This is a genomic window from Limnohabitans sp. 2KL-3, from assembly GCF_001269405.1.
GTDB lineage: Bacteria > Pseudomonadota > Gammaproteobacteria > Burkholderiales > Burkholderiaceae_C > Limnohabitans_A.
Genome location: NZ_CXON01000001.1, coordinates 157,602 through 182,071 on the forward strand (window position 1 = coordinate 157,602; position 24,470 = coordinate 182,071).

The following is a 24,470-nucleotide window of genomic DNA, read 5'->3' on the forward strand; positions in this document are numbered from 1 at the left end:
CCTACAATTCAGGCCTCAGCTTTAGGCCTTACATGCTCCAATTCGACCTGCTCAAAACCGACCCTTCCAGCCACGCCCGACGCGGCACCCTGACCCTGAACCATGGCGTGGTGCAAACGCCGATCTTCATGCCCGTCGGCACGTATGGCACCGTCAAGGGCGTGATGCCGCGCAGCCTGCACGAGATGGGCGCGCAGATCATTTTGGGCAACACCTTCCACCTGTGGATGCGCCCGGGGCTGGACATCATGAAAGGCTTTGGCGGCCTGCACCAGTTCGAGAAATGGGACAAACCCATCCTGACCGACTCGGGCGGGTTTCAGGTCTGGTCTCTGGGCGACATGCGCAAGATCACCGAAGAAGGCGTGACCTTTGCCAGCCCCGTGAACGGCGACAAGCTGTTCATGTCGCCCGAGGTCAGCATGCAGATCCAGACCATCCTGAACTCGGACATCGTGATGCAGCTCGACGAGTGCACGCCTTACGAGACCAAGGGGCACCTGACCACCGAGGCCGAAGCGCGTAAATCCATGGAGATGAGCCGCCGCTGGGCCGTGCGCTCGAAAGACGAGTTCGCCCGCCTGGAAAACCCCAACGCCCTGTTTGGCATTGTGCAAGGCGGCATGTTCGAGAACTTGCGCCAGGAATCGCTCGACGCACTGGTGGAGATGGACTTTCCGGGTTACGCGATTGGCGGCGTGAGCGTGGGCGAACCCAAAGACCTGATGCTGCAAATCATGGCGCACACGCCCCACCGCCTGCCTGCCCACAAGCCGCGCTACCTGATGGGCGTGGGCACGCCCGAGGATTTGGTGCAAGGCGTGGCCGATGGCGTGGACATGTTCGACTGCGTGATGCCCACCCGCAACGCCCGCAACGGCACGGTGTTCACCCGATATGGCGACCTGAAACTGCGCAATGCCCGCCACAAAAACGACCCGCAGCCACTGGACACCAGCTGCACCTGCCACGCTTGTGCAGGCACTTCAGGTGTGTCATGGGACGAAGGAGGACGCGAGGGTTTCAGCCGCGCTTACATGCACCACCTGGACCGCTGCGGCGAAATGCTCGGCCCCATGCTCACCACCATCCACAACCTGCACTACTACCTGAACCTGATGCGCGAAGTACGCGAATCGCTGGATGCGGGGCAGTTCTCTGCGTTCCGGGCGCAGTTCAAGACGGATCGAGCACGCGGCGTCTGAGGCATTTATCCTTGCAAATCATGGAATGAAACTCCATATTTGCAAGGATGTTTTGCGGTAGGTCGGTTCTCGCAGAGTCCGACATCTGACCAATCCACCAACATCACCCGTCATCTGCATTGGCGCTTGGCGCTCAAACGGCGGACTCTCCGAGTACCGAACAGGACTCCAGTGGCGATTTGCAGGTCGCTGGCCCAAAAAGTCGCCCGATCGTTCAGGCCTCAGCGCCTGAGTCATCCAGCTTGGACATCGCCTCTGCTTTTTTGTACGGTGCCAAATCACGGATGTTCTGTTGCACCGCAATGGCACTGAACAGGGCCAGGCAAAACGCCATGCCGTAAAAACCCTTTTCACTCATGGCCAACGTGGCGTTCCACAAGCCCACCCCCAACAACAACATGACCAGCCCCACGGACAACCAGCACAGGCCCATGTAAAGCCCGGTCACGGGAATGCCTTCGGCTTTGTCACGCACGCTTTTTTGCAGCGACACGGCGGCAAACAAGCCGTACAAAAGCAAGGTGAAGTAGTAGCCCTTCTCGTTCAATGCCATCTCGGCATTCCACAAGCCCGCCATGTAAGTCAACGCGCCGACCAGTAACGCCACCCAGGACGCAAAAACAAACGCGCCAGTGGGCTGCTGTGTGCGCACGTTCAATTCGGTATTCATTGTTTTATCCATTCTTCAAAGTGATCAAGGATTGAATTATTGCGGCCCAAGGTATTCTTTTTTAAAGGGTTTGCCCCATATAGCCCCCTTACCACACCAAGCGCTGCGGCGCAGAGCCCAGGCCGCTGCGCTCCAGCCAATCGAGCACCGAGTCCACCGTCACAGTCTCAATGCGGTCAGAAAACCGTTTGCCGCTGGGATGGTCGTCAAAACGGATGTGCGCCGAAGTGCTGCTAGCCCCTAATCGTGTCAGCGCCCCCAGGCGCAATGTGCTGGGTTGATAGCCCTTGAACCCCAGCCAGGCCTGAGCCTGTGCCCGTTGGGTGATGCCGGGCTCTGCGGCCATGGCCATCGTCTCCAAAGCCCATTGGTTCGATTGTTGATAGCGCGTGCCCCAGGCATAAGACACCATGCTGTAGGCAGGCTCATGAAGCCGCGTGTTGCGCGTTGGATCGGTCAGCAAAGCCAGCAATGGGGCTTGCAACTGCGCCGCCGGTACAGACCACACGGCTTCGTGTCGCCACAGGTTGTCCATGAAGAATTCCCCAAGCCCTTGTCGGTACACCGCGCCCTCAGCGGTGCCGCACTGGTTGAGCTTGTGCAACACGCGCCACGGTCCCTCTGAAGTCTTGTAGGCCCAGCCCAGATGCGAGTAACGCAGCTGGTACGGGGTCAAGTCCTGCCCAGCCCGGCCCAGCACCACCACCCTGGCGCCCGTGCGGGCAAACTCGGCATCCAGCGCTTCAGAGGTGCGCTGCGCCAGAGCCAGGCCCTGTGAAAGGGTTTGCGCGGTCATCGGCTGTTGATCGCACGAACGCCCCGCATGCGCCACCGTCGCCATCGCCATCGCCATCACCCAACCCACAGCCAGCGCTACCGACTTCATCGTCAAGGTGTTCATCTTGTCTCTCCTGCGCATCAAAACGACACACGCTCGTTGTGCAGCAAAGCGCGTCCCAGCTGGTTGGGAATGAAGGCAATCACCTCACCCGCCACCGAGAGCACCACACCCGCCGTGATCACGCTCACAGCCAAGGCCGTGCCCACGCCAGCAGAGACCGCTTTGGTGCCGCGCCCCGCCACCGCGACACTGGCCCGCGCACCGTCAGACGCTCTCTCCAGCACATAGACCGTGCCAGTTGCCGAGGCCTCAACAGCCTTGACCACCAGCACCGCCCCGCTGACCGCCAGCGCCACGGGCACCGCACTCACGGCCACAGCACCACCAAGGACGCTGCCCGCCACGCCCACCACCGAAGCCACAGGCAAAGCAGACACCGCCAGCGATGCCTCACTCTGCGCATGCGCAGGGCCTGCGGCCAAACTCAGCGCCAGCGAAGCGGCCAAAACCATGTTTTTCAAATGAAAGTGAGTCATGTAGAAACTCCTGAACAGGAGGGGTTGGTTGAACATGCCGCGATGGTGCAGCGTCAAAGCTCAAACAAGGCTCGAAATCTGACTCTGGCGCAGTTCAGGTCACTGCGGGTATCGCCATGCGCTACTTTGAGCGCCTATGATCCCTCGGTTCAACACATCAAGCCGACAAGCCCAACACCCGCTCCCGCAAGGTGTCCAGGCTCACCGCCTGCGCAGGCAGAGCTTCGCCCACATTCAGGCCCACAGGGTTGAGCCAGCCGCGCCGAAAAGGCCGAACCATGGCGGTGGGCTCGCCATTGCGCAGTTCAATGCGGCTGAAGTACGAGCCCCACAAGTTGGTCAGGGCCATGGGGATGACGCGCACCTCTTGCACGCCATCGGCCTGGGCTTGCTCCAGGATTTTGATGATGCCGCCTTTGAAGGGCTGCAAGCTGCCATCGCGCGTGATGCCGCCTTCGGGGAAGATGCCGAGCAAATCGCCTTCGCGCAGCACCTGGGCGGCTTCGCGAAAGGCCGCTTCGTAAGCCGCCGGGTCTTCGCTGCGCGGTGCGATCGGAATGGCTTTGGCCAGTTTAAACAGCCACCCCAGCACCGGCACTTTGAAGATGCGGTGGTCCATCACAAAGCGGATCGGGCGCGGGCTGGCCGCCATGAGCAGCACCGCATCGACAAAGCTCACATGGTTGCAAGCCAGCACGGCCGCGCCTTCGGTGGGGATGTGCGCTTCACCTTGCACCCGAAAGCGGTACACCACATGGGTGAGCATCCAGGCCACAAAGCGCAGCAGGTATTCGGGCACCAGCATGAAGATGTAAAACGCCACCACCGCATTGAGCAGCCCAATGCACAAAAACAACTCGCTGATGGAAAAACCCGCGCCCAGCAAGGCACCGGCCAGCACCGAGCTGGCGATCATGAACAGGGCGTTGAGGATGTTGTTGGCGGCAATGATGCGCGCACGGTGCGTGGGCTGGCTGCGCATTTGAATGAGCGCATACATGGGCACGCTGTAGATGCCCGCAAACAGCGAGAGCAAAGCCAGATCGGCCAGCACACGCCAGTGCGCCAGCTGGCCGACGAACTGGCCCAGCGTCAGCGTCGCAGAGGCAGGCGGCAAGCCGCGAGAGGCGAAATACAAATCCACCGAGAACACGGTCATGCCAATGGCACCCAGCGGCACCAGGCCGATTTCGACATGGCGGCGGCTCAGGATTTCGCACAGCAAGGCGCCCGCACCAATGCCCACCGAGAACACCACCAGCAACAAGGAGGCCACTTGTTCGTTGCCATGCAAAACATCACGCGCAAACGCCGGGAACTGGCTGAGAAACACCGCGCCGAAAAACCACATCCAGCTGATGCCCAGCAGCGAGCGAAACACCACCACGTTGGTGTGCGCCAATTGCAGGTTGCGCCAGGTTTCAGTAAAAGGGTTCCAGTTGATCGTCAAGGCGGGGTCGGTGGCGGGCGAGACCGGCAAGGCCTGCGCCAGGACACGCCCAAGCAAGGCCAGCGCCACACACGCCACGCCCACATAAATCGGCCCGACCAGTGGCAGCGCGATCAGCAAACCGCCCGCCACATTGCCCAGCAAGATGGCCACAAAGGTGCCCATCTCGACCATGCCATTGCCGCCGGTGAGTTCACGCTCGGTCAAGTGCTGCGGCAAGTAGGCAAACTTGACCGGGCCAAACAGCGTGCTGTGCAAGCCCATCAAAAACACACAGGTCAGCAGCATGGGCACGTTTTGCTGCACAAAGCCCCACCCGGCGAAAAGCATGATGCCGATCTCCAGATTCTTGACAAAACGGATCAGCACTTCCTTGGGGTATTTGTCGGCCAACTGGCCGCTGGTGGCCGAAAACAGCAAAAAGGGCAAGATGAACAAGGCCCCAATGACCAGCCCGGCCATGGAGGCAGGCAGCCACTGCACCTGCAACTGGTAAGTCACCAGCACCGTGAAGGCAAATTTGAAGACGTTGTCGTTGCCCGCCCCCAAAAACTGCACCCAAAAAAACGGGGCAAAGCGCTTTTGGCTCAGCAGGGCGAACTGGCTGGGATGCTCATGGCTGGCCGCAGTGGCCAGGGCATTCGAATTGGACATGTGTGTTCTCCCTGAATATTCAGATGGCGTTTCTGGTGAGCGCCTGTTGGCCGGGCATTTTGCCGCAGCCTGCCAGCGACACCGCCAAAGGGATCAGCGCACAGGCAGCCGCCAGGTGTTTGAGCGTGTGCCCGGCGACCCACTGATGGGTCCACAGGAAGATCTGCTCATCTTGCATCTCCAGCCACTTGGCCAACACATAAAAACCCACCAGCGCCAACCAGGGCGACTTGAAGGTCCACTGACCAGGCCCCTCACGCAGCGTCAAAGCTGCATGCGCCACCACGAGCGCCAGGCCGCCAAACTGCAAAACCGCCCAAGGCATGACATGGCCGCCCCACACAGACAAAGCAGCAGACACGCCACCGGCCACCATGACGCACAGGGCAAAGCGAGTGGCCCAAACCGCTTGCAAGCGATCGGCCACGGCCCAGCCCAGCACTCCGGCAAAGGTCACGGCCATGCCCAGGCGATCCAGCACCAGCATTTCAGGCACCGGATGCCAGTGGTACACCGAGGACCCCGCCCAGGTCAGCACCAAACCCACAAATGCCAGCAGGGCGGATTTTCTGGTTGGCGATGAACGAGTCAATATGCGGCGAACGCGCCAGCCGCCCCAGAGACCCACCAGCAAAAAAGGCAGGTTGCTCAGCACATCCAGGGTGTTGGGTATAGCGCACCAGCTGCGCGCATCGACAAACGGGTGTCCATGGACATGCAGATGGGTGTGACCGTGGGCGTTCAAGGACACGCCCAGCGAGGCTAACCACTGCGGGTCAATGAGCAGGCTCAAGCACCACAGCAGCGCCCAAAGCATGAGCACTTTGATCACGACACCGACGGCCGCCTCGTCAGACGAACCCGACCAGACCGTCTCAGAGGTTGAAAAAGTAGAAATGGACATCGCAAGGCCTCCAGCCACAACAAACATGTGCGGAAGTTTCACAGTCGCCAGCACCGAAAGCGGTGACTTATTGATTAAAGTTCAAGGTCCAGGTTCATCCAGTATCAAATTTCAATACCCATGAGCACCACCGCCGATTTGGTCAAAGCCATCAAACAAGAACTCAAAGCCACCGGCATGACCTATGCCGACCTGGCCGTCGCTCTGGGCATGGCCGAGTCCAGCGTCAAGCGCATGCTGGCCAAGGCGGACATGTCGCTGTCCCGTGTGGATGAGGTGTGCCGGGCCTTGAAGCTGGACTTTGCAGAACTGGCCCGGCGCGTGGCAGACGCGCAGCCCCTGCTGAGCGAACTGAGCCAAGAGCAAGAGCGGGCCGTGGTGGCCGACAAAAAGCTGATGCTGGTGGCCATTTGTGTGCTCAGCCAGTGGTCCCTGGAGCAGATCACCGCCTACTACCAACTCAGCGATGCCGATTGCATCCGCTGCCTGGCCCAGCTGGACCGGATCGGCATCATCGAGCTGCGCCCGCTCAACCGCTACCGCCTGCAATTGGCCAAAACCTTTCGCTGGCGTCCCCATGGCCCAGTGATGGAATATTTCCGCGAGCACGCTTTGCTGGACTATTTTTCGGGCGGTTTTGATGCGCAAGGCGAGGGGCTCTTGTTGGTGCATGGCAGCATCAGCCGGGCCTTGGCACCGTCATTTCTGGAACGCCTGCAGCGTGTGGCGCAAGACTTTGCAATGCAACACCAGTCCGACCAAAAACTCAGTCACGAACACCGCGAAGGCTACACCCTGCTGCTGGCCATGCGCCGCTGGGAATTTGAAGCTTTTCATGCGCTGCGGCGCTGAAGGCATCGCTGTCGAACGCTTCGGAGGCAGACTTATGAAGCGGGTATGGGCTGGGCAAACACCGTCAACACCCCGGTATAGCCATACAGCTGCTGATGGGCAATTTCGCCTACGGCAAAAAAGCCCACCAAGGGCACATCGCCCAAAGCATGGCGAATGATTTGCAGCTCGGCGCTGGGTCCGCCAAAGTGCGGACCACCGCGTCCGGTGCAGCTCACATACACCGCGCCTGCAATGCGTTGGCCCGCTTGCGGTACGGTCGGCACGGGGTCATCACTCAAGGCATTGATGGCCTCGATGGAGAGCATCTCAGGCTCCAGCGCTTCGCGGATTTCAGCGCACACGCGCGTCAAATCGGCGCGGGCTGCTTGCACATCGCGGCGGCAAAAGGTCAAACGCATGCCAGGCTCCAAGTGCTCGGCAATCGCCACACCTTGACGCAAAGGGTCCAGGCCAATGATGTGGCGCACCCGCACATCGTTGCCCAGATTGCCCGCTCGTCCCACGCCGGACTGACCTGCAGCACTCAGGCCCACCAAAGTGGATCGGACCACGGCAATGGCTTTTTGTGGGTCCTTCAGGCTGATGCCCAAGTCACCCAGCATGACCTCCAAAGCAGGCTCGCCAGCCAACTTGAGCACCACATGGCCTTCAAATTCGGTGATCTCGCGTTCGAGAGCCACTGGCTGGCAGCCTTGCGTGACGCGTGACAACAAAGACACGTTTGGGGCAAAAGCCACACCGCTCAAGCCCCCTTCCAGCACACCGCCGCTCACCTCGGCCCCACCCGCGTCATCGGCACGCACGGCAAACTGCACGCTGCGTGTGCGGCTGGCGCTCAAGCCCCCAAACAAATAGCCTTGCTGGGTTCGCTCAGCCATCTCGCCAATCAATTCAGCTAAATCGGGTGTGTGCGGATCGGCATGGACCAAGGCCGCATCGGCCCAAGCCGATGGCAGCGGCGACACCCCGGAAAACACACGGTATTGCTCAGGCTTCAAATCGCACAGCATGAGTGCCATGGCCGGCTCATCGAAGTATTCGGCGTTGTTGACCGCCACACCAATCCCCACGGTACCAGCCCAATCGCTCACGCCGGGCAATGCTTGCCGCAGATGATCGAGCAAGGCCTGTGCATGCGGGGCGTAATGGTCGGTGATGTAGAGAAGGCCCAAACGGGGCTGGCTGGCGTAGTCAGGCAGGCTCATTTGGGCCTGCAATTGGGCAAGCACCAAACCCGCCGCCATGCGCCACTGCGGGTGGGTGGCATGCCCACAAGGAAACAAATTCATGGGCGTTTTACTTCGAAGTCGTTTTGGCGGTCGATTGAGGGCTTGTTTTTCGGGATGCCCCCGGCTTCGAAGCCGAAGCGGCGCGAGCAGGCTTCGCTGAAGACACGGACGTCGAAGAAGGTGTTGACCGGGTCCGGCGCGGTGCGGCAAAGGCCTGATCTGTGGCTTGGCCGGCCGAGGTCTTGGCTGTTTTCTTCGCCTTGGCCGCCTTCGCAGACTGGCCCGCTTTCATGGCCTCGCCCGCCACATCTTTCAAAGCTGCGGCGGCAATGCCTTGAAACTGCTGGGTCAAAGCACCCCACCATTGCATTGGATCGACAGCAACTGGGGCCGCTGGGTTGGGCGATGAGCCTGTGTCACTGGGCGAAGCCACGGTCGACTCGGCTTGGGCAGGTGGCTCGGGTTCGGGCTGCGCCTCAGGTGCGGCCTTGGGCGTGAACAGCGAAGGCCTGGGCGCTGCTGCAGGGGCGGGGGCAGAGGCAAAAACCGATGTTGGCGCTGCGGTTTTCGGCTCGGCCACCGGAGGCTTGACCGTGAACGCTTTGGCCAGATCGGCCATGTTCACGTTCATGCTTTGCAGCGTGGTCAAGGTCATTTTTTGCACCTCCATCGCCTGGATGGTGGCTTTGAGCGCCGTGGTGTTTTGTTCTAGCCAAAACAGCACCGACTTCAACTCTTGGATGCGCTTGTCAATGTCTTCGATGCTCAGTGTGGGAGCAACCCAATTGCCCATGCCGGGCATACCTGCCGCACCGGCAGGCTGAGCCTGAGAAGCGGTTTTGGACAGGTTTTGCAAAAAGTCAAAGCCTGGCACAAATTGGCCAAACCCGAAGGCAGAAGGTTCGCTCATGGCAGTTCCTTGAAAAAATGGTCTGCAAAGCTTACCTGAAGACGCTTTCAGATCCAGCCAACTGCCCTTCAACGCTGATGCGTCACCCGATCGCACATCGTCTGGCAAATTTGCACGACTTGCGGGTCTGCAATCGCATAATAAATTTGCACCCCCTTTCGCCGCTTGCTCAAAATGCCTTTTCGATACAGCTGGTTCAGGTGCTGCGACATGTTCGGCTGCGTCGTTTTGACGGCCTCGATCAATTGCCCCACGTTCTTTTCACCATGGCAAAGCGCACTGATGATGTGCAAGCGCATGGGGGCAGACAACAAGCCAAAAAGCTCAGCCGCGTCCTTCAGAACCGCCTCCAAATCCCCAGCGTCATGCGTTGGCATGACGCTCAAGCTTCCACAAACACCCGCGCCTTGCGCGGCGTGAGCACCAAAGTTTCGCCTTCCTTGAAGTCTTGCTGGCGGTAATGAGATGCCGACAACTGCGCCTCGATGACCGCATCTTTGCCAAACATGCCCACTTCCACGGGGTCCAACTCCAAACGCGCCACGGGTCCAACGACAATGGCGCGGCTCAGCTTGGCCACGATGCCCGTGTGCACCAAGCCTGGGGTGTAACGGGTCACCTCCAAGTCGTGCGGACGCACATAAGCAAAAGCCTTGGCATCTTGCGCCCGCCAATGCTCAGGCGCTTCCAGCCGAACAGCGTGCTGGTCCGCGCCAATCAGCATCTCGCCTTCGTGTGCACGGCCATGAAACAGGTTCACATCACCCAAAAACCCATACACAAAAGGGCTCGCAGGGTGGTCCCAGACCTGTTGGGGCGAGCCGATTTGCTCGATGTTGCCCTTGTTCATCAGCACCACCCGGTCGGCCACCTCGAGGGCTTCTTCTTGGTCATGGGTGACAAAAATGCTGGTCACATGCAACTCGTCGTGCAGGCGGCGCAACCAGCGGCGCAACTCTTTGCGCACTTTGGCATCCAGCGCGCCAAAGGGCTCGTCGAGCAGCAGCACCTTGGGCTCCACCGCCAGCGCACGGGCCAGTGCAATCCGCTGGCGCTGACCGCCCGACAACTGCGAGGGGTAACGGTCGGCCAGCCAATCGAGCTGCACCAAGCCCAAAAGGTCGTGCACTTTGCGTTTGATTTCGGATTCGCTGGGGCGCTGGTTGCGCGGCTTGACGCGCAGACCAAAGGCGACGTTCTCGAACACCGTCATGTGGCGGAACAAAGCGTAGTGCTGGAACACAAAGCCCACCTGTCGCTCTCGCACATGCACATGGGTGGTGTCTTCGCCGCTGAAGCCGATGGTGCCGCTGTCGGCCGTCTCCAGCCCCGCGATGATGCGCAGCAGCGTGGTCTTGCCGCAGCCCGACGGGCCCAGCAGCGCAACCAGTTCACCCGACTCGATGTCAAGGCTGACATTGTTCAGTGCGTTGAATTCGCCAAACTGTTTGTGGACGTTGCGGATTTCGATGCTCATGGTGTTCTTAAACTGTGTGCTGTAACGGATGGCTGTTGCTTTAGAAGCCCACCCTGTGGGCGTTGCAGACCTTCATGGCCCACTCAAGATCGCTCACGGGGTGGGCTCCTGCAAAGTCATGACAAACTCTGTGGATGGGGACGCTCAGGTGGCGTCTCAGCTGCGGCTTTCAGTTCCTTCTCATGACGCCACTCGATGAAGGACTTGATGGCCAGGGTGACCAGCGCCAGCAAGGCCAACAAAGACGCCACGGCAAACGCGGCCACCGACTGGTATTCGTTGTAGAGGATCTCGACGTGCAAAGGCATGGTGTTGGTCTGGCCCCGGATATGACCCGAGACCACCGACACCGCACCAAATTCGCCCATGGCCCGCGCATTGCACAAGATCACGCCGTACAGCAGGCCCCATTTGATGTTGGGCAGCGTCACACGCCAAAAGGTTTGCCAGCCCGTAGCCCCCAACACAATGGCCGCTTGTTCTTCGTCGTTGCCCTGGGCCTGCATGAGCGGAATCAGCTCGCGTGCAATGAAGGGGAAGGTGACAAACACCGTGGCCAAAATGATGCCCGGCACGGCAAAAACGATCTTGATGTCGTGTGCCTGCAGCCAGGGACCAAACCAGCCCTGTGCGCCAAACATCAGCACATAGATCAAACCCGCCACCACGGGCGAAACAGAAAACGGCAAGTCCACCAGTGTGGTCAAAAGCGACTTGCCCTTGAACTCGTATTTGGCAATGGCCCAGGCCGCTGCCACGCCAAACACCAAGTTCAGCGGCACGGCCACTGCAGCGGTGATCAAGGTCAGCCGAATCGCCGACCAGGCGTCCGGCTCTTTCAGCGCTTCCAGATACGCGTCCAGTCCCTTGCGCAAGGCTTCGGTGAACACCGCGGCCAGTGGCAAGACCAAAAACAAAAACATGAAAACCAGCGCCAAGCCAATCAGGCTTCGGCGTATCCAGCGGGCTTCGGTGGTGCCCGCCTGCACCTTGCTGGCGGTGAGTGTCTGACTCATGAGGAAGCTCCCGAGCGGCGGCGTTGCCAGGTTTGCAAGGCGTTGATGACCAGCAGCAAGATGAAGGAGAACACCAACATGACCAGCGCCACGGCAGTGGCCCCCGCGTAGTCGTATTGCTCCAACTTGCCGATGATGATGAGCGGCGTGATCTCGGACACCATGGGCATGTTGCCCGCGATGAAGATGACCGAGCCGTACTCACCAATCGCACGCGCAAACGCCATGGCAAAGCCCGTGAGCAATGCGGGGGCGATGGTCGGAAAAATGACCCGACTGAAGGTCTGCCAGCGTGTGGCACCCAAGCAGGTGGCCGCTTCTTCGAGTTCTTTTTCGGTGTCTTCCAGCACCGGCTGCACGGTGCGCACAACAAAGGGCAAACCGATGAAGATAAGGGCAATCACCACCCCATTGGGGTTGAACGCCAGCTGAATGCCCAGCGGCTCCAGGTATTGGCCAATCCAGCCGTTGCCCGCCAGCAGCGCCGTGAGCGAAATACCCGCCACCGCCGTGGGCAAAGCAAAAGGCAAATCCACCAAAGCGTCCACAATTTTTTTGCCAAAAAAATCGTAGCGCACCAGCACCCAAGCGATCAACAGACCAAAGAACACATTGACCAGTGCAGCGATGAATGAAGCGCCAAAGGTCAGGCGGTACGACGCCAAGACACGCGGCCCAGTGACAGCGGCCCAGAACTGGTCCCAGGTGAGGGTGAAGGTTTTGAAGACCAGCGCCGACAGCGGAATCAGCACGATCAGGCTCAGGTAAAAGACGGTGAAGCCCAGGGTCAGGTTAAACCCGGGCAACACCCTGGCTGGCGCCCGCCGTGAGGCGGGTGCCGCAATGGGCAATGCGGTCATGGAGAGAACTTATTTGACGGTGTAAATCTTGTCGAACTGACCGCCGTCGTTGAAGTGCAGTTTTTGCGCCTCAGCAAAAGAACCAAACACCTCGTTCACGGTGAACAACTGCAAAGGCTTGAAGGTGGCGGCGTGCTTTTTGAGCACCGTGGCCGAGCGTGGACGCAAAGCGTGTTTGGCCGCGATCTCTTGGGCTTCTTCAGAGTACAAATAATCCAAGTAGGCCTTGGCCAGCTCGCCCGTGCCTTTCTTGGCCACCGTGCGCTCGACCACGGCCACCGGGTTTTCGGCCACGATGCTGATGGACGGGTGGATGGCGTCGACCTTGCCCGCGCCAAACTCGCGGTCCACCGAGACCACTTCCGACTCAAACGTGATCAGCACATCACCGATGTTTCGTTGCAAGAAGATGGTGGTCGCATCGCGCCCACCTTTGGCCAGCACGGGCACGTTTTTGTAGAGCTTGCTCACAAATTCGGCCGCGTTGGCGTCCGAGCCGCCCTTCTTCTTCACATAGCCCCAAGCGGCCAGGTAAGCCATGCGGCCATTGCCGCCGGTCTTGGGGTTGACCACGATCACCTTGATGCCGGGTTTGACCAAGTCATCCCAATCCTTGATGCCCTTGGGATTGCCGTTGCGGGTCAGGAACAACATGGTCGAGGTGGTGGGCGACGCACTCTGCGGGAAGCGCTTGTTCCAGTCTTTGGCCACCACGCCGGTGCTGGCCAAAAAGTCCACATCGGTGGTGGTGTTCATGGTCACCACATCGGCGTCCAGGCCGTCATTGACCGCACGCGATTGGGCGCTGGAGCCGCCGTGGGCCTGATCAATCTTGACGTCTTTGCCCGTGGTCTTTTTGTAATGCGCCGCAAAGGCGGTGTTGTAGTCTTTGTAAAACTCACGCGCCACGTCGTACGAGGCGTTGAGCAAGGTCTGGGCATTGGCCGCGAAGCCTGACAAGGCCAGTGTGATCGCCAAAGCGATGTGGGTGTGTTTCTTCATGGGGAATGTGAGGGAAAAATGGATGCCGTCACTTGAATCTGGCCATCGCAGCGGAGGGCAACATCAAGTCATGGAGGCGATTGTGGAAGGAGACGCTTCAATCTCAAACAACTCATTTGTTGTTTGCTTATGCCAATTCACGGCTAAAGCAAATGCATCACTTGGCGGTGTAAATCTGATCAAAATACGCGCCATCAGCGAAATGGGTTTTGGCGGCTTGCTCCCAACTGCCAAAAGCCTCTTCGATGGTGAAGAGCTTGATCTTGGGCAGCTGCTTGGCGTATTTGGCTTGGGCTTTGGCCGAGATCGGACGGTAAAAATGCTTGCCGATCAGGTCTTGTGCCTCATCGGTGTACAAGAACTGCAAATAGGCTTCGGCCACTTTGCGGGTGCCTTTTTTGTCCACGTTTTTATCGACCACAGTGACCGCTGGCTCGGCCAGAATGGACAAGGAGGGGTAGACAAAGTCGATCTTGTTGCCGAATTCTTTTTCCAGCAAATGGGCTTCGTTTTCCCAGCTGATGAACACGTCGCCCTGCGCACGTTGCGCAAAGCTGATGGACGATCCGCGTGCGCCGGTATCGAGCACAGGCACGTTTTTGTACAAGGCTGTTACAAAGTCTTTGGCCTTGGCTTCGCTGCCATATTGACGTTTGGCAAACTCCCAAGCGGCCAGGTAATTCCAGCGGGCTCCGCCCGATGTTTTGGGGTTGGGTGTGATCACGCTGATGCCAGGCTTGACCAAGTCATCCCAATCCTTGATGCCTTTGGGGTTGCCCTGGCGCACCACCAACACGATGGTCGATGTGTAGGGTGAGCTGTTGTGGGGCAGCCGCTTTTGCCAGTCTTTGGGAATCAGCTTGCCGTTTTTGTGCAAAGCATCGGTGTCACCGGCCAGGGCCAAAGTGGCCACGTCGGCATCCAGCCCATCCATGATGGAGCGGGCTTGTTTGCCCGATCCGCCATGGGACTGTTTGAGGGTGAGGTCTTGGCCGGTTTGGGTCTTCCAGTGTTTGGCAAAGGCCTGATTGAATTCGGCATACAACTCGCGGGTTGGGTCATAAGACACGTTGAGCAAGCTGACCGGGGCCTGGGCATGAACCGACCCTGCTGCGAAGGACAGGGCTGCAGATGCCGCCAGCTTGAGGAAAAGAGATTTGATTTTCATAAAGGAGAAATCCGGCAATGCAGATCAGACATGGAATGAACTGGATTCTGGAAGTCAACCGGAAAAAAACAAACGACTGTTTTTCTATTTGTTCATGCACAAAAAATCTATTCACCGCAGCTGATTTTTCCTTCGCATCGATGACGTCTTCAAGCGTGGGCCAAAAGTGCTTGAGCCTGACTGACACACAGGACACGAAAACCTTGGGTTAAAAGGTGCCACAACTGATGCACAGCCCCTGAACCCACCCTGGATCAGGAGACCCTGGGGCAGTCATCCAAACGCCCGATCTGCTGTGAACGTGACCCGGTGCAACTTGCGGTGTTGAGGGTAAAAGTCGGCCACGGCGTAGTGCTGGGTGGATCGGTTGTCCCACACGGCCAATGAGTGGGCCTGCCAACGAAACCGCGCCTGGATTTCGGGTGCGGTGATCAATGCGAACAACTGGGTCAAGAGCGCATCGCTTTGCATGCGCGGCAGGCCATGGATGTGGGTGGTGAAGGTCGGGTTGACGTACAAAATCTTTTTGCCCGTGACGGGGTGCACGCGCACCACCGGATGTGTCACGGGTGGGTATTTGGCGCGGGCCGCTTGCAGTTGGTCGCCGCTGGCGTCTTGGCGCAACAGATATTCAGTCCATCCACTGAGCTCCCAGGTGTGCGTGGCGCTCAGGGTTTCCAGATAGGCTTTGAACTCGGTGGGCAAGGCCTCATAAGCCCGGGTCATGCTGGCCCACACGGTGTCACCACCACGGGCCGGTATGACTTGTGCAGACAGGCTGGTGCCAATGGGCGGGTTGGCTTGCCAAGTGATGTCGGCATGCCAATTGTTGGACGCACCGGGTCGCTCGGGCGTGCTTTCAACCACTTCGATCTCGGGCTGACTTTGCACGCGCGGAAAGAAGGCTTTGACTTCGTTCACCTGTCCAAAGATGCGGGTGAAAGCGACCTGCTGTGCAGGCGTGAGTGGCTGATCACGAAAGAAAATCACCTCGTACTTGGCCAGCGTTTGTTGCAGTGCGCATTGCACTTCCATGCTCAAAGGCTTGGACAGGTCCAGCCCATGGATGACCGCACCGATGTAGGGGGTGTAGGGCTCGACCTCCACACAGGGGTCAAGGTGGGACAGATCAACGTCCTTGCAAAGGGTCATGGTGTGGGCTTTCGAGTGGCGTGTGAGGGTTGTACCTCAAAAGCACTTGCCCCCCCATGCGCTCATGGTCTTGGCAACACGGAAAGCAAAAGCGGAATATGAACGGCATACGCGCCTGCCGGAGCGTCGCGCCGAAGCTGCAACCGGGCATAGATGGACAGCGGCACAACTTGGTATTGTCCGGGGCCGAGTGTCAAGCTGGCCCGCAAGGCCTGGGCACCATCCCATCCACTGCCCCAGGGCACGGTGCCTTGCGCATCCAAAAACAAGTCGACCCGCATCTGGCCATGGCCCGATTGCAAAGTGACCATGCCCGGCCCTGAAGCCATGAGCCCCACCGCCACATCCACACGCTGAATCGTCTGCGATGGGTTTTGACAAGCCACCAGCACTTGCCCCTGCCCTGGCACCCCTGCGGCACGCTGCATGCTGAGCGTGCCAAAGTGCAACGAGGTCGATTGCAACAGGCATTGCACCGCTGGCGCTTCAAAAGCAGTCCCTGCGCGACTGCCGCTGTGCTGCCCGCCCAAGCCCAGAACCAAGGCCCCAACCAGCATCCAGCCGCGTTGACTCTTGCCCGGAGTTCGGCTTGCAGTGGCAGGCTCAGACACGGCCTTGGCAAGCGGGCTCATGGCCCAGGCCTCAGCGCACAAACATAGGGCCCCAGGCGCGGCTGGGGGTCATCGGTGATGGGGGCATCAACCTGGATCAGGCAATGCTGGGTGAGCCCCAGCACCTGGGCGTCCACTTGCAATTGCGCTCGGGCTGGCAAGTTCTGAACATACACCTCACCACGCAAACCAACGGCGGCAGACATGGCGCCAGGCGACACATGCACCCGGCTGCCTGCAGGCAAAGCCTGACCATCAGGCCCCGTCAAAACCAACACCGCCGACCGCTCCCGCAAGACCGAAAAATCAACCCACACCCCACCACGCCCTCGGGGTATGGCGGTGACTTCGTGGCTGGCCACACGGTACTGCAGGGGCACCTCCTCGGGCTTAATGGCCAGCAGATTTTTTTGATAAGGACTCAATGCGGTGACCAAGGCCACACCCCGTGCATCACTCACCGCCACCGGCAAGTTCCAGCGGTAAACCGGTATTTGAGGGGCATCGCCCGTCGACACCAGCGCAAATCCACCCGTGATCGGTGGGCCCACAAAATAGTGTCCGCCCAAGCCCCCTGCGCTGCCCGCCGTTCGCACCCGCCAAGTTTGTCCTGCCGCACTGCTGGCCACATCCACACCATGTTGACCGACGCCCGAATACACATCCACCGCACCCACAAAGCCGGTGCGCTCGTGGGTGATGGTGGGGTCCTTGGCCAACAGGCCCAAGCGCCAGGCCATACCTTTTGAGGTAACCGGGGCACTGGCGTAATCGACACGACCGGTCAGGGCATGGGCCATCTTTTGCACGCTGCCACTCATGAAGGCACCCCGCTCCAAAGGCGCACTGAGCAAGACCTGAAAGATCGTCTGATCTGTGCTGCGCACCGCACTGAGTGACACGTTGGCAAGCCCCAGACTTTTGGACCAGCCCACACTGCCCATGCGGCGTGTGCCCCCTTGCCCATCCGACAGACCTCCCGCGCTGACGCTGACACTGCCCCATGCCTGACCCAAGGCTTGCGCTGCAAAAAAACGAAACTCGTCCCTGACTTGAAACGGTGAATCCACACGGTCGGCCAACAGGCTGAAATGGGGCGATGCACGGCTGAAGCTGGCCCCCATGCACGTGCGCGTGTCTTGCCACTGAAGTGAAGCACCCCACTGTTGTCCTGCGCCACTCAGGGCCTGACTCCACGTTGCATGGGCATGGCCCAACAGTGGCCCCCACAACGCAGCGCTGGCCCCAAGGCCTGCACTGCGCTGGTCGGTGCTGAGTGTGGCCCCGGCGTCCAAGGTCACCCTGCGCGTGGCCCCCCAACGGTGCGATGTGCTCAAGAAAGGCGTTTGGTATGTGTTCAGCTCTGGTCGCAGCCAACCCACGGTGTAACTGAAGCTGCGCAGCCCCTGCCGGTACAAGCTGGTCGTGTTCAAAAAGGGCACGGTGACGGTGCGCTCGTTCAACAGGGCATCGCGGATGAGCACATTCACCGTACCGTTCACGCCCACCGTGGGCAAACCACTCACCTCAAACGGCCCTGCCGCCACAGCCACCGGAGCGCCGACTCGCCGATCGTTGAGAAAAAACTCCAAGGTGCTGGGCAAGCGGGCCGAATCAAACAAGGTGGGCGACTCCAAGGCCGAAAAAGCCGGGTCCAGTCCAAAATTGCTCTGCCAGGTCACGCCACCGTAGCGCAAGCTCGGCACGCCTGCGGTCGACTGCAAAACCGCGTCCCCCACGGACCAGGTGCTCAGGTGCTGCTCGTCATCGTGCAAAAAAGTGGTCGCCAAGCGGGAAACCCGGGCGCTTGACTGCCGACGCCAAGATGCAGCCCTCCCATCACCCGACTGGATGGCTGTGTTCAGCTGCAACAAGCCTGGCGAGCCAAACAAAGACAAGGATTGCGTCCCGCCCCAAGCCATGGCATGGCCTTCGCTGCGTGTGGCTTGCAGGGTGTAATTGAGCAAGGCACCCGGTGACGCAGGCAAGGGACGACCGGCTTGTGGTGCATGCAGGTTCATGCGGGTGGGCGCAAACCAGTCGGGTTCAACCTCTAGCCTCAGACTCAGCTGCTGCGCATCCCTGTACACCACCATGCCGGGGTGACCTTGCAGCGGCACCAGGGCCACGCCATCGCGCATGACCGGCGCAATGGCCCTGGCCAAACCCAGACGCACAAAATCTTCTTGTGCCATGTAGGGCCGCGCATCGGCGTCCAAGACCAACAGGGCAAAACCGGTCTGGGGCACGCCATTGAGCACCACACCATAAAAAGCCCCCGCCACGGCACCACTTTCGGGGGTCATGGCGGCCAAGCGGCCGACCCCGAAGACAAGGCCACTCAACAGCAGCAGCCAAGCACAGCGTTGGGCTTCAGCACGCATGGCGGGGCAATTGGCCCACGGGAACGTGTTCTGGGGCCTCTTGCCCGTCTTTCATCACCCAAATTTGCCATGGCAACGGCCCCTCAAGGCGGGCCTCTGGAAAACGCCACTCTCGCCAAGCGTGGGCCAACACCGTCACCCGTCGCTGGCTGAGGTGTTGCACCACCGGATTGGGGTGGGCGGCATCGGTCAAGCCCACTTGGTTCACGACCATGTGGCGTGTACACGGGTTGTCAGCACGCAGCACGACCGCACCAGCCTCTTGCCGCCATTGCCAAACCAAAGTAGGTGGACTCATGGGCTGAGCGGGTGCCACAAAAACAGGCAAGGCGTATTGCATTGAAAAGTCCACACGCCCTGGCCCGCGCTGAGTGTCACGGACTTGGGGCACCTCGGCCAAGACCAGTCGATACGACTGCTCCAGAGGCAAACGTTCGGGCCGCCGAAAACCCAAACGAATGACTTGTGTGGCATGCGCCGCCAAAGCGAAATGCGGGGGGCTGGCGATGAAATCTTGGGTGGGCTCGAAATGGTCCACCCCGTCCTGCTGAAACCAGCGCAGCAGCGTCAATTGGTACATCACTTCGTGGGCACGGTCATTGCGAACCGTGATGATCGCCCGCCCCTGTGAGGGGATGTGCACAATGACCGGACTGATGGTCACCGCACACTGAACGCCCGTGCACACGCCCACGAGCAACGCCGGCCAACACCGGCCCCAAGGCCTCAGACGCCCCCACCTCAGCGGACCCCATAAAGTCATCACAACGGCCAAGCCCGCATCAAAAGGCCACCGTCACAATGACCGTGTCGACATAAACCCCCGCAGGATTGGCCACCGATTCAGCACCAATGACACGGCCAAAAATCACTTTGTCCTGCGCCAAACCGTTGCCCACGGTGGAGGTCAACACGTTGTTGTTGGCCGCCAAAGAAGAAGTGGCTGCAATTTCTGTGACACGGGCCACCTCTTGGTAAACCACGTAGGGCAAACGGTTGGCGGCCGAGGCCATTTGCCTGCGGTACTGAATGCCCGTGCCACCAGTTGTGGTGTGGTTCAGGCCGTCGCCCAAGTCCACGGTGTACGTGGTGCCCGAGGTGCAAACCACCGAAAGTGTGGACTCGGTCTCTTTGGTCACGCCGGGCACAACGACACCAAAATCCATCGGACTGGCCGTGACGGAACAACCGGTCTCGATGTTGGCGCTCACGGTCAAATTGCCGGTGCTTGTGGCGGCCTGGCCCATCGTGACCAGCGAAACGGCCCACAGCAGCAGGCCTGTGCGAAAGGTGCGCGGGGTGAATCGGGCGTTCATGGTGTTTCCTTTTGAAAAACCCGCTCAAGTGCGCCGACCGGCGCATTCTCTACAGGGTTGCGGCCAGATTACGCCCAAGCTTGCCACCTCACTGTGCGCCAGCACATACACAGTTTCAATCGGCTTGGCTCCAGCTGGCTTTCAGGAAAAACACCCCCCATCAAGTCGGTGCCAACCAGCGCTTGAGCAGCTCTGGCGCAGGCGGCCCAATCACCCTTTGCGTCTGGCCTTTGGCGTCCACCAGCACCACATAGGGCGTGACATTGGGCCAAGCCGGATCAACCGCCTGACGGATGGCGGGCTCGAAGCCATCAAAGGCGTACATCTGTGTCATGCCCTTGAAGTGAGAGGCATGGCGCAAGGCCTGAGGCCCTGCCACATCCATCATGACGGCATTGAGTTCAACCTGTCTTTCGGGCTTGTCTTTGCGCTGCTGAACCGCCTTGTGAAGCACCGCAAACGCGGCCGGGCAGGTGCTGCAATACGAAGTGGTGAACAAATAAGCCGCTGGGCGTGGGCCGTGTTGCAGCGCATGCGCCCAGGTTTTTTCGTCAAATGGCAACACCGTGCGCGGGGCTGTGGCCTTGACTTGACCTTGAGGGTGTGCGTGCGGGTGTGCTTGCGCCCAAGTCGCTGAGGCGCTCATGCCGAGCGCAGCGGCGCACAGGGCGAGTGCCGTGGATTTAAAAACGGAGTTCATGGACTTGTGTCTCTTGTGTGTTGCGCCAGACCACCACCATGCGTGCGCCACTTTGGGCCAAGCGGGGGTGGTCGTTGTAGCCCGTGGCTTGCCCCAAAGTTTTGAGCGTGAAGTTTTGCCCACCATCGGTGGATAGCCAGGCTTTGAGTGAGGTCACAGCGCCTTCGCTGCTGCGCCAGACCACCGCCACGTTTTGGCCATCGGCCAACACATCGGCATGCTCGGCCCGTGCATCGGGCAACACGCGAAGGGTTTCGGGCAAAGGCTCACCTTGCGCATTCAGACGGGCATAACGCACGGCGGCTTGGTCTTGGCCATTCACTTTGCGGATGCCAAACCAGACGGTGTGGTAACCCGACGTGCCTGCATTGAGCGCCAAACCGGGGCCGTGGTGCGGGCAAGCGTTGATCTGCCAGTTGTCGTGCGTGCTGCGGGTGATGCGGTTGGCGGGGGCGCCCACGCTGGCAAAAGCATGGTCTCGCGTGCTGCTGTCGAACACATGCCGCCAGGTGGCTTGCAGCTGACCTTGCGGGTTGCGGGCCAGGCCAATGCGGCAGCACTCACACGAGTGGTCGGCCAGCTTGGTGTCGGGGCCAAAGGTCTGGCCGCCATCCTTGGACTCGTTGCGGTAAATCGCGGCCCCTGCGTATTTTTGTGCCGAACCTTTGGGCGGTTGGTCGCGCTTGTCCACCCACAGCGTGTGCAGCACACCTTGCGCGTCAAAGGCCACCGAATCAAAACGGTGGGTGATCTCTTGCCGGTCCTGGTGCACCGTGAAGGGCGCACTGAATGTTTGCCCGCCATCGCTGCTGCGCAACATGCGGATGAAGCCCGTGTAGGGCTTGGCCAGGGGCATGGTGTAGCTGATCACCGCCCAGCCTTGGGGGCCAAACGCTATTTTTGGGCGACTTTCGCCATCGGCCGCAATCGGGTCAGCACCGGTGTTCAAGATGCGTGCATCACTCCACTGCAAAGCCCCGTCCAAGGGCGTACTTTGCACAAAGAGTTGCGCCTGCGCATTCAGGCCCACCACCCACAAGCGGCCATCGGGCGCAATGGCTGCGCCTGTGGCCAGTTGCGGGCGCTGGTGGCGGTGCTGTGCAGATGCAACAGGCTTGCTGGCTTCTTTGACAGCGTCTTGCGCACCAGCCTGCGGCACCACACACAGCCCGGCCATCACCAGGCCCAACACGGCACACCAACGGTTCAATAAGTTCATGGGCTTCTGTTCCAAAAAGAGGAGATTGAATGAGAGGCTGGCGAAATCATCGTCACTTTTTGACAAATCATCGCCAGCCAAACTTCACGTCAACGTTGCCCAAACGACTTGGTCAAACCCAACATGACGCTGCGCGGCGCACCAGCGGCATAGGTGTTTTGCGTGTTGGGTGTGTAAACGCCACTTTTGTAGCTGCTGGACGCGTTGTCCGAATACAGCTTGTCGGTCAGGTTGCGCACCTGGCCCCAGACTTCCCAGCCATCGGCGAGCTTGTGGCTGGCCGTCAGGTTGAGCAGGGTGTGACCCGCGTAACGCACCGTGTTGGCATTGTTCATCCAATAGCTGCCTTGCTTGACCAAGCCCAAAGCCACGCGCGAAGCGGGTGTGAACTTCCAACCGACTTGGGCGGTGAGGGTGTGCTTGGGGGCCTGCGGCATGCCTTTGCCCGAATAGTCTTCGATGGCCCCCACTTTGTCGCTGACGCGGTAGCTCACAAAAGTGTGCTCGGCCCAAGTTGCGCCCACGCGCCAATCCCATTCGCGCAACTCTTGATTCAGGCTCAGCTCCAGACCCCGGCTGCGGGTGTTGCCCGCATTTTTGTTGAAGCTGTCCCCAATTTCGGAGGTGTAAGACACGATGGTGTCCTTGCCGCTGAGTTGGTAGAGCGCCGAATCGAGGCGAATGCCCGAGGCCAACAATGCACGCCAGCCCACTTCCACGTTGTCGTAGGTGGCCGAGTTCAGTTCTGGAATGGCGGTCTTGCCATACAGCTGGCTGACTTCGGGCGGTGTGAAGCCCATGCTCAGGTTGCTGTAGAGGCTGCTGGTGGGGCTCAGGGCGTAGGTCGCACCCAACTTGGGGCTGAACTTGGCAAAGCTGCGCACCTCGTTGGCCGCACCGTAGTTGGCCCCGGGTGTCAGGTTGTTCTTGAAGTCGTAACGAATGCGGTCATAACGGCCACCGGCCACCACACGGATTTGCTCGCTGGGGCTGAACTCCAGCTGTGCAAACGCGGCATCGTTGGCAATGCCCGCGCCGTAGTCACGCACGCCGCTGGGGTTGGCCACGCTGTTCAAGGTGTAGCTGGTGTAGCGGCCAGTGGGCACATCGCGCACCACTTTCAGGTTGTCCGACACATAGTCATTTTGGCTCCGGTCGATGTAGACGCCTGTGACCAGGCGGGCACGCAGCCAGTCGAGCTTTTGTTCGTGCTTCACGTCCACGCCCAAAGACTCAACGTGGTTGTTGTTCAAGGTGCCCTTACAGGTGGCGCCCGAACAACCCGAGATGGTGTAGTTGGGCAACTGGCCGTGGTCGTTGTTGCGGGCAAACAGCGTCACCGTGGTCAAGCCACCTTGCGTGGTTTCGCCTTCCCAAGCCAGGTTGGCACGGGTGGTTTTGTCTTTGCGCCAGGTGAAGGTGTTGATGCTTTTGCCGGGGTTGCCGCGGAAGTCGTTTTCAAACAAGCTGCCGGGCGTGTCCGAGTCCAGGTTGGTGTGCACCAGCGAGGCTCGCAACCAAGACTTGTCGCTCAGGCTGTAGTCGCCACGCAATGTGAAAGAGTCTTTTTTACCACCGCTGTACTGCTGCCAGTTATCGGTGTCGCGCTGCGAGCTGTAGTGCGAGAAACGCAAACCCAGATCACCCCAGGTGTTGCTCGCACCCGAATCCACACGGGTAAATCCGTCGGTGTTGTCATGGCGAATACCCAGATAGCCAGTGGGTGTGCGTGAAGGACGTTGCGTCAAAAAGTTGACCGCACCACCCACGGCATTGCTGCCGTACAGCGACGAGGCCGCACCCTTGACCACCTCGACGCCGCCCGAGCCGTTCATGTTGTTTTCGTTCAGGGCGTTGTGGTTGAACACGCCCAGTGGACGAATTGGAATGCCATCTTCCAGATACTGGTACACCGCGTTGGTGCTGATGGGCTGGCGAATGGCCATGCTGTGCTGCTCGTTGCCCAAATCGTTCCAGTGCACGCCCGGAATGCGGTTGATGATCTCGCCCACCGACTTGGGCTTGTCGGCGTCCCACTGGGCGCGGCTGACGGCCCCAATGGACACGGGGGTTTCGGACAATTTGGTTTCAGAGCGCGAGCCCGACACCACGATGGTGTCCAGCGCAGGCGCAGTTTGGGCCACCGCAGCGGCACTCAAGCTGGCCAAGAGGCCGAACACGGCCACAGACAAAGGAGAAAGAGAGAGGGAATTTTTCATGACAAGTTTTCAATCGATCGGTCGCCATTAACCATTCAGGCCAAGGGCAACAACAGACACCAAGCACCCAAGGGTGTTCAGCATGCGGGGGT

At 59.9% G+C, this 24,470-nt stretch carries 23 protein-coding genes; 2 read left to right on the forward strand and 21 right to left on the reverse strand.

Going from position 1 to position 24,470, the window contains the following annotated elements; translation table 11 throughout:
- Window positions 1–32 precede the first annotated feature (32 nt).
- A complete protein-coding gene (gene tgt / locus AMM41_RS00685; protein WP_089951950.1) occupies window positions 33–1,205 on the forward strand; it encodes a tRNA guanosine(34) transglycosylase Tgt in 1,173 nt (390 codons plus the stop codon).
- Between the two features lie 214 nt (window positions 1,206–1,419).
- Here tgt and yiaA read toward each other — a convergent pair whose 3' ends face one another.
- From yiaA to AMM41_RS00710, 5 genes are all read right to left on the reverse strand, one after another.
- The gene (gene yiaA, locus AMM41_RS00690) at window positions 1,420–1,875 is read right to left on the reverse strand and encodes an inner membrane protein YiaA (RefSeq protein WP_228769026.1); all 456 of its coding nucleotides are present in this window, start codon (window positions 1,873–1,875) and stop codon (window positions 1,420–1,422) included.
- A gap of 88 nt (window positions 1,876–1,963) precedes the next feature.
- Window positions 1,964–2,776, reverse strand: coding sequence for a DUF2145 domain-containing protein (locus tag AMM41_RS00695; protein WP_228769027.1), 813 nt, complete (start codon window positions 2,774–2,776; stop codon window positions 1,964–1,966).
- Between the two features lie 17 nt (window positions 2,777–2,793).
- Window positions 2,794–3,252, reverse strand: coding sequence for a hypothetical protein (locus AMM41_RS00700; RefSeq protein WP_089952557.1), 459 nt, complete (start codon window positions 3,250–3,252; stop codon window positions 2,794–2,796).
- A gap of 157 nt (window positions 3,253–3,409) precedes the next feature.
- Complete coding sequence (locus AMM41_RS00705; RefSeq protein ID WP_089951953.1) at window positions 3,410–5,356, reverse strand: MFS transporter; 1,947 nt, start codon at window positions 5,354–5,356, stop codon at window positions 3,410–3,412.
- Window positions 5,357–5,375: 19 nt separating this feature from the next.
- Window positions 5,376–6,260, reverse strand: a complete 885-nt coding sequence (locus AMM41_RS00710) for a hypothetical protein (RefSeq protein WP_089951955.1) — start codon at window positions 6,258–6,260, stop codon at window positions 5,376–5,378.
- A gap of 120 nt (window positions 6,261–6,380) precedes the next feature.
- Here AMM41_RS00710 and AMM41_RS00715 point away from each other — a divergent pair, with 120 nt between their 5' ends.
- On the forward strand, window positions 6,381–7,112 hold the full coding sequence (locus AMM41_RS00715) for a helix-turn-helix domain-containing protein (protein ID WP_089951957.1): 732 nt from the start codon (window positions 6,381–6,383) through the stop codon (window positions 7,110–7,112).
- 32 nt (window positions 7,113–7,144) lie between these two features.
- Here the strand turns inward: AMM41_RS00715 and AMM41_RS00720 are convergent, their stop codons facing one another.
- The 16 genes from AMM41_RS00720 to AMM41_RS00795 form a co-directional block, all read right to left on the reverse strand.
- The gene (locus AMM41_RS00720; RefSeq protein ID WP_089951960.1) at window positions 7,145–8,404 is read right to left on the reverse strand and encodes an FIST signal transduction protein; all 1,260 of its coding nucleotides are present in this window, start codon (window positions 8,402–8,404) and stop codon (window positions 7,145–7,147) included.
- A gap of 7 nt (window positions 8,405–8,411) precedes the next feature.
- Window positions 8,412–9,254 (reverse strand): PhaM family polyhydroxyalkanoate granule multifunctional regulatory protein, encoded by an 843-nt coding sequence (locus AMM41_RS00725; protein ID WP_089951962.1) that lies wholly within the window; start codon window positions 9,252–9,254, stop codon window positions 8,412–8,414.
- A 68-nt stretch (window positions 9,255–9,322) separates the two neighbouring features.
- Complete coding sequence (locus AMM41_RS00730) at window positions 9,323–9,631, reverse strand: ArsR/SmtB family transcription factor (protein WP_089951964.1); 309 nt, start codon at window positions 9,629–9,631, stop codon at window positions 9,323–9,325.
- A gap of 5 nt (window positions 9,632–9,636) precedes the next feature.
- Window positions 9,637–10,731 (reverse strand): sulfate/molybdate ABC transporter ATP-binding protein, encoded by a 1,095-nt coding sequence (locus tag AMM41_RS00735; protein WP_089951966.1) that lies wholly within the window; start codon window positions 10,729–10,731, stop codon window positions 9,637–9,639.
- Window positions 10,732–10,847: 116 nt separating this feature from the next.
- Window positions 10,848–11,747 carry a sulfate ABC transporter permease subunit CysW gene (gene cysW, locus AMM41_RS00740; RefSeq protein ID WP_089951969.1) on the reverse strand — a complete coding sequence of 300 codons (900 nt, stop codon included), beginning with the start codon at window positions 11,745–11,747 and terminating at the stop codon, window positions 10,848–10,850.
- Window positions 11,744–12,607, reverse strand: a complete 864-nt coding sequence (gene cysT, locus AMM41_RS00745; RefSeq protein WP_089951972.1) for a sulfate ABC transporter permease subunit CysT — start codon at window positions 12,605–12,607, stop codon at window positions 11,744–11,746. The genes cysW and cysT overlap by 4 nt, the downstream gene beginning before the upstream one ends.
- Before the next feature lie 9 nt (window positions 12,608–12,616).
- Window positions 12,617–13,609: a sulfate ABC transporter substrate-binding protein gene (locus AMM41_RS00750; protein ID WP_089951975.1), complete on the reverse strand. Its 993-nt coding sequence runs from the start codon at window positions 13,607–13,609 to the stop codon at window positions 12,617–12,619.
- Window positions 13,610–13,766: 157 nt separating this feature from the next.
- Window positions 13,767–14,777 (reverse strand): sulfate ABC transporter substrate-binding protein, encoded by a 1,011-nt coding sequence (locus tag AMM41_RS00755; protein WP_089951977.1) that lies wholly within the window; start codon window positions 14,775–14,777, stop codon window positions 13,767–13,769.
- A gap of 273 nt (window positions 14,778–15,050) precedes the next feature.
- Window positions 15,051–15,929, reverse strand: coding sequence for a TauD/TfdA dioxygenase family protein (locus AMM41_RS00760; RefSeq protein ID WP_089951980.1), 879 nt, complete (start codon window positions 15,927–15,929; stop codon window positions 15,051–15,053).
- 62 nt (window positions 15,930–15,991) lie between these two features.
- Window positions 15,992–16,561, reverse strand: coding sequence for a spore coat protein U domain-containing protein (locus AMM41_RS00765; protein WP_089951984.1), 570 nt, complete (start codon window positions 16,559–16,561; stop codon window positions 15,992–15,994).
- A complete protein-coding gene (locus AMM41_RS00770) occupies window positions 16,558–18,924 on the reverse strand; it encodes a fimbria/pilus outer membrane usher protein (protein WP_089951987.1) in 2,367 nt (788 codons plus the stop codon). The genes AMM41_RS00765 and AMM41_RS00770 overlap by 4 nt, the downstream gene beginning before the upstream one ends.
- Window positions 18,914–19,588, reverse strand: coding sequence for a fimbrial biogenesis chaperone (locus tag AMM41_RS00775; RefSeq protein WP_194944552.1), 675 nt, complete (start codon window positions 19,586–19,588; stop codon window positions 18,914–18,916). Before AMM41_RS00775 ends, AMM41_RS00770 begins: the two co-directional genes overlap by 11 nt.
- Window positions 19,589–19,706: 118 nt before the next feature.
- Window positions 19,707–20,240, reverse strand: coding sequence for a Csu type fimbrial protein (locus AMM41_RS00780; RefSeq protein ID WP_089951992.1), 534 nt, complete (start codon window positions 20,238–20,240; stop codon window positions 19,707–19,709).
- A gap of 160 nt (window positions 20,241–20,400) precedes the next feature.
- Window positions 20,401–20,940, reverse strand: a complete 540-nt coding sequence (locus AMM41_RS00785; protein ID WP_194944553.1) for a hypothetical protein — start codon at window positions 20,938–20,940, stop codon at window positions 20,401–20,403.
- Complete coding sequence (locus AMM41_RS00790; protein WP_194944554.1) at window positions 20,924–22,159, reverse strand: hypothetical protein; 1,236 nt, start codon at window positions 22,157–22,159, stop codon at window positions 20,924–20,926. The genes AMM41_RS00785 and AMM41_RS00790 overlap by 17 nt, the downstream gene beginning before the upstream one ends.
- Before the next feature lie 89 nt (window positions 22,160–22,248).
- Window positions 22,249–24,378: a TonB-dependent receptor family protein gene (locus AMM41_RS00795; RefSeq protein ID WP_089951997.1), complete on the reverse strand. Its 2,130-nt coding sequence runs from the start codon at window positions 24,376–24,378 to the stop codon at window positions 22,249–22,251.
- Window positions 24,379–24,470 lie beyond the last annotated feature (92 nt).